Source organism: Fundidesulfovibrio sp., from assembly GCF_058402725.1.
Genome location: NZ_JBZVFJ010000222.1, coordinates 1 through 3,946, shown reverse-complemented (window position 1 = coordinate 3,946; position 3,946 = coordinate 1). Strand labels below are relative to the sequence as shown.

Sequence of the window (3,946 nt, the reverse complement as noted above, 5' to 3'; positions counted from 1 at the left end):
GCCTGGCTGGCCCAAAGCGCCGAACAGGGCGACACGGCGGACTTGGCCTGGCTTCTGGAACTGCGGGGCTTCGCACCCTACGGCGGGGGGGCGTGGCGGCTTGAAGGCGGCGGCGGCCTGACGCTCCAGGGCGGCGAACGCGCCACCCTGGAGTGGCCGGGCGGCCCCTCGGGCGTGCTGCGGGTGCTGGTGGACGGCCGCTTCGCCGGGCGCCTGGAGACGGGCGGCGGCCCGGACGGGCGAGCTTCTCCCCCGCGCGCGAGACGCGCTACGTTTTCGAAGTGGAAAAGCCCGGCGAGGCGGTGGAACTCTCCCGCATCGTCTTCACGCCCGCAGCGCGTTGATGCAATCCAGCGTGCCTCAGCACTCCATGCGGCAGGCCACGGGCATGCGCCATCCCGTGCCGAAGGCCCGGTCGGTGATCTTGATGCCCGGCGCGGCCTGGCGGCGCTTGAACTCCGCGATCTTCACCAGGCGGCAGACCTTGCGCACGGTCTCGGGGTCGAACCCGGCGGCAACGATCTCCTCCACGGACTGGTGGCGCTCCACGCGCAGACGCAGGATGGCGTCCAGCACGTCGTAGGGCGGCAGGCTGTCCTGGTCGGTCTGGTCCGGGCGCAGCTCCGCCGAGGGCGTTTTCTCCACGATGGCCCGGGGGATGGGCTCCTGGCCGCGCGCGTTGAGCCACTCGCAGATGCGCCAGACCATGGTCTTGGGCACGTCGGAGACCACGGCCAGCCCGCCGGACATGTCGCCGTAGATGGTGCAGTAGCCCACGGCCAGCTCGCTCTTGTTGCCCGTGGTGAGCAGGAGCGACCCGTGCTTGTTGGAGATGGCCATGAGCAGGTTGCCCCGGATGCGCGACTGGACGTTCTCCTCGGTGGTGTCGGGCGGCAGGCCCTCGAAGGCAGGGGACAGGCTCCTGTCGAAGGCCTCCATGAGGTCGCTGATGGGGATGGTCAGGGTCTTCACGCCAAGACGCCGGGCCAGTTCCAGGGAGTCCTCCACGCTGCCCCTGCTGGAATAGGGGCTGGGCATGAGCACGCCCAGCACGTTCTCCGGCCCCAGGGCCTCGGCGGCCACGGCGGCGGTGAGGGCCGAGTCCACGCCCCCCGAAAGGCCCAGGAGCGCGCCCTTGAAGCCGCACTTGGCGCAGTAGTCGCGCACGCCCAGCACCAGGGCGCGCCAGGCCTCGGACTCCTCGGAGAAATCGTCCGGGGCGATGGCCCCTTCGCCGCGCCCCTGTTCCAGATTTTCGAGGTCCACCACGAGCACGTCCTCGGAGAAGGCCGCCGCGCGGGCGGCTAGCCGGCCCCGGGCGTCCAGGGCCATGGAGCGGCCGTCGAAGACCAGATCGTCGTTGCCGCCCGCCTGGTTGCAGTAGACCACCGGAAGGCCGTACTTTCGCGCCGCCGCGCCCAGCATGGCCTCGCGCACGGGCTGCTTGCCCAGGGTGAAGGGCGAGGCCGAGAGATTGAGGATGGCCTGGACGCCCTCTGCGGCCAGGCGCTCCACGGGGTCTTCGTGGTAGCGCCGGTCGCGCCAGTAGGCCTTGTCGTTCCAGATGTCCTCGCAGATGGTCACGCCCAGGCGGCGTCCCGCGAAATCGATGTGGCCCAGGCGTTCGCCCGGCTCGAAGTAGCGGTCCTCGTCGAAGACGTCGTAGGTGGGCAGGAGCTTCTTGGGCAGCAGCGCCTCCACGCGCCCGCCCGCGAGGAAGGCGGCGCAGTTCGTCAGGGGGCGGCCCTGGGCCAGGGGACTGCGCGCCGCCGTGCCCGCCAGCAGGGCCGGGCCGTCGGCCAGGGAACGGGCCAACTCTTCCAGCACGGCGCGGGCCTTGTCCACGAAGGCGCTCGAGAGCAGCAGGTCGCGCGGGGGATAGCCCGTGAGGGCCAGCTCCGGCGTGATGCACAGCGTGGCTCCCGCGGCCTGGGCCTTGCGCGCCGCGCGGGCGATCCTTCCGGCGTTGCCGGTGAGGTCGCCCACCACGGGGTTCACCTGGAGCAGTCCGATCTTCATGCGAGCATGTCGGCCATGGAGTAGAGCTTGCCGGGCTCCTGCGCGCCGATCCAGAGGACGGCCCGCAGCGCGCCGCGCGCGAAGTTCTCGCGGGTGTGGGCGCGGTGCGTCACCTCGATGCGCTCGCCTGGGCCGAAGAAGTAGACGGTGTGGTCGCCCACCACGTCGCCGCCGCGCAGGGCCATGACGCCCAGTTCCTCCTGCGTGCGCGCCCCGATGATGCCCTCGCGGCCGCACTTCATCACGTCCTGAAGCTCCTGGCCGCGCGCCCCGGCCAGCACCTGACCCAGCTTGATGGCCGTGCCGCTGGGCGAGTCGGCCTTCTTGTTGTGGTGGATTTCCATGATCTCCATGTCGTAGGCCGGGCCCAGGGCCTTGACGAGCAGAGGCAGGAACTGGGCCAGGGCGTTGATGCCCAGGCTCATGTTGGGCGACCAGAAGATGCGCCCCCTTGCGGCGGCGGCCTGGACGCGCTCCAGCTGCTCGCCCTTGAGCCCCGTGGTGCCGATGACCACCGGGTTGCCCAGCCGTGCGGCCGTCTCGGACACCTGCACGCTGGAGTCCGGGGCCGTGAAGTCCACGATCACCGCGCCGGGGAGCCTGGAGAAGACCTCCTCCATGGACGAGCCCTTGACGCAGTCCGGGTAGCGGTCCAGGGCCGCCTCGTTGCCCGGGCGCTCCACCACGCCCGCCAGCCTGAAGGCCGGGTCGGCCATGGCCAGCTGGCACAGGGTCTGGCCCATGCGGCCTCCGGCCCCCATGATGATCACGTCGCGCACGCTCATGTCGTCCCCCTCGGTTGCGGCCTTCCCTCGCGGACGGCCGGATGATGGATCAATTATACCTTGTGCACTGAAATTGTTGCCAAATGACGCTGTGCAGGCGTTCGCGTCGCGAAGCCGAATGGGAGTCCGGAGGGCGTCAGCCCTTTGGCCGCCGGAGGCTTCTGAAGCTACGGATTGGCAAAGTCCTCATCCCTCGCCGGGTGTTACGGAATCGTCGCCACCGGAAACCGGACGTCCGCACCCTGGGCTTCGGCCTCAGGCCTCGGAGGGCTCTCCGGCCTGACGCAGCAGGGCCTCGAAGCCCTCCTGGTCCAGGACTGGTACACCAAGTGCCCGGGCTTTATCCAGCTTTGAGCCGGGGTCCTGACCGGCCACGAGGTAGTCGAGCTTCCTGGAGACCGACGCGGCGGCCGTGCCGCCAAGCCCCTCCACCAGTGCCTCGGCCTGGGAGCGCGACATGCCCGTGAGCCCGCCGGTGAAGAGGAACCGCTTGCCCGCCAGGGGCTTCGGCCCCGCAGCGGCCGGGGCGTCCGCCGGCCTCGCGGGCCACAGGCCGATGGCCCGGAAGCGCTCCAGGAGTTCGTGGTTGCCGGGATTCTCGAAAAAGGCGCGCAGGCTCTGGGCCACCTCGGGGCCGATGTCGGGCAGCAGCTGCAGCTCCTCGGCCGTGGCCCGGGCCAGGGCGTCCAGATCCCGGAAGGCTCCGGCCAGGGTGCGCGCGGTCTGCGCCCCCACCTGGCGGATGCCCAGGGCCGCTATGAGCCTGGCCAGGGTGGCGCTCCGGCGGGCCTTGGCGAAGGCCTCCACGAAGTTGGCGGCCAGCTTCTCCCCCATGCGCTCCAGGGGCAGGAGATCCTCCACGGTGAGGGCGAAGAGGTCGGCCGGGGACTTGACCATCCCCTTCTCCACCAGGATCTCGATCCAGCGTTTGCCCACACCCTCGATGTCCAGCCCGGCCTTGGAGACGAAGAAGACGATGGCCCCCTTGAGCACCGCCGGGCAGGAGACGTTGAGGCAGCGCCAGGCCGCCTCGTCCGGCAAACGCGTAACCCGGGAGCCGCAGGAGGGGCAGGTGTCGGGAAAGACGACCGCGGCACGAGTCGCCGCCGGTCGTGCCACCACATCGCCGCGAGAATCGCCGC

At 70.7% G+C, this 3,946-nt stretch carries 3 protein-coding genes; all 3 read right to left on the bottom strand.

Translation table 11 applies throughout. The features are described from left to right. Positions 1-360: 360 nt before the first annotated feature. Positions 361-2,019, bottom strand: coding sequence for an NAD+ synthase (locus ACV4UX_RS17730; RefSeq protein ID WP_491594606.1), 1,659 nt, complete (start codon positions 2,017-2,019; stop codon positions 361-363). Continuing rightward, entirely contained in the window at positions 2,016-2,804 is a 789-nt protein-coding gene (gene dapB, locus ACV4UX_RS17725; RefSeq protein ID WP_491594605.1) for a 4-hydroxy-tetrahydrodipicolinate reductase, read from the bottom strand. Before dapB ends, ACV4UX_RS17730 begins: the two co-directional genes overlap by 4 nt. 255 nt (positions 2,805-3,059) lie before the next feature. Beyond that, the coding region (locus tag ACV4UX_RS17720) for a helix-hairpin-helix domain-containing protein (protein WP_491594604.1) at positions 3,060-3,946 on the bottom strand (887 nt) is incomplete at its 5' end.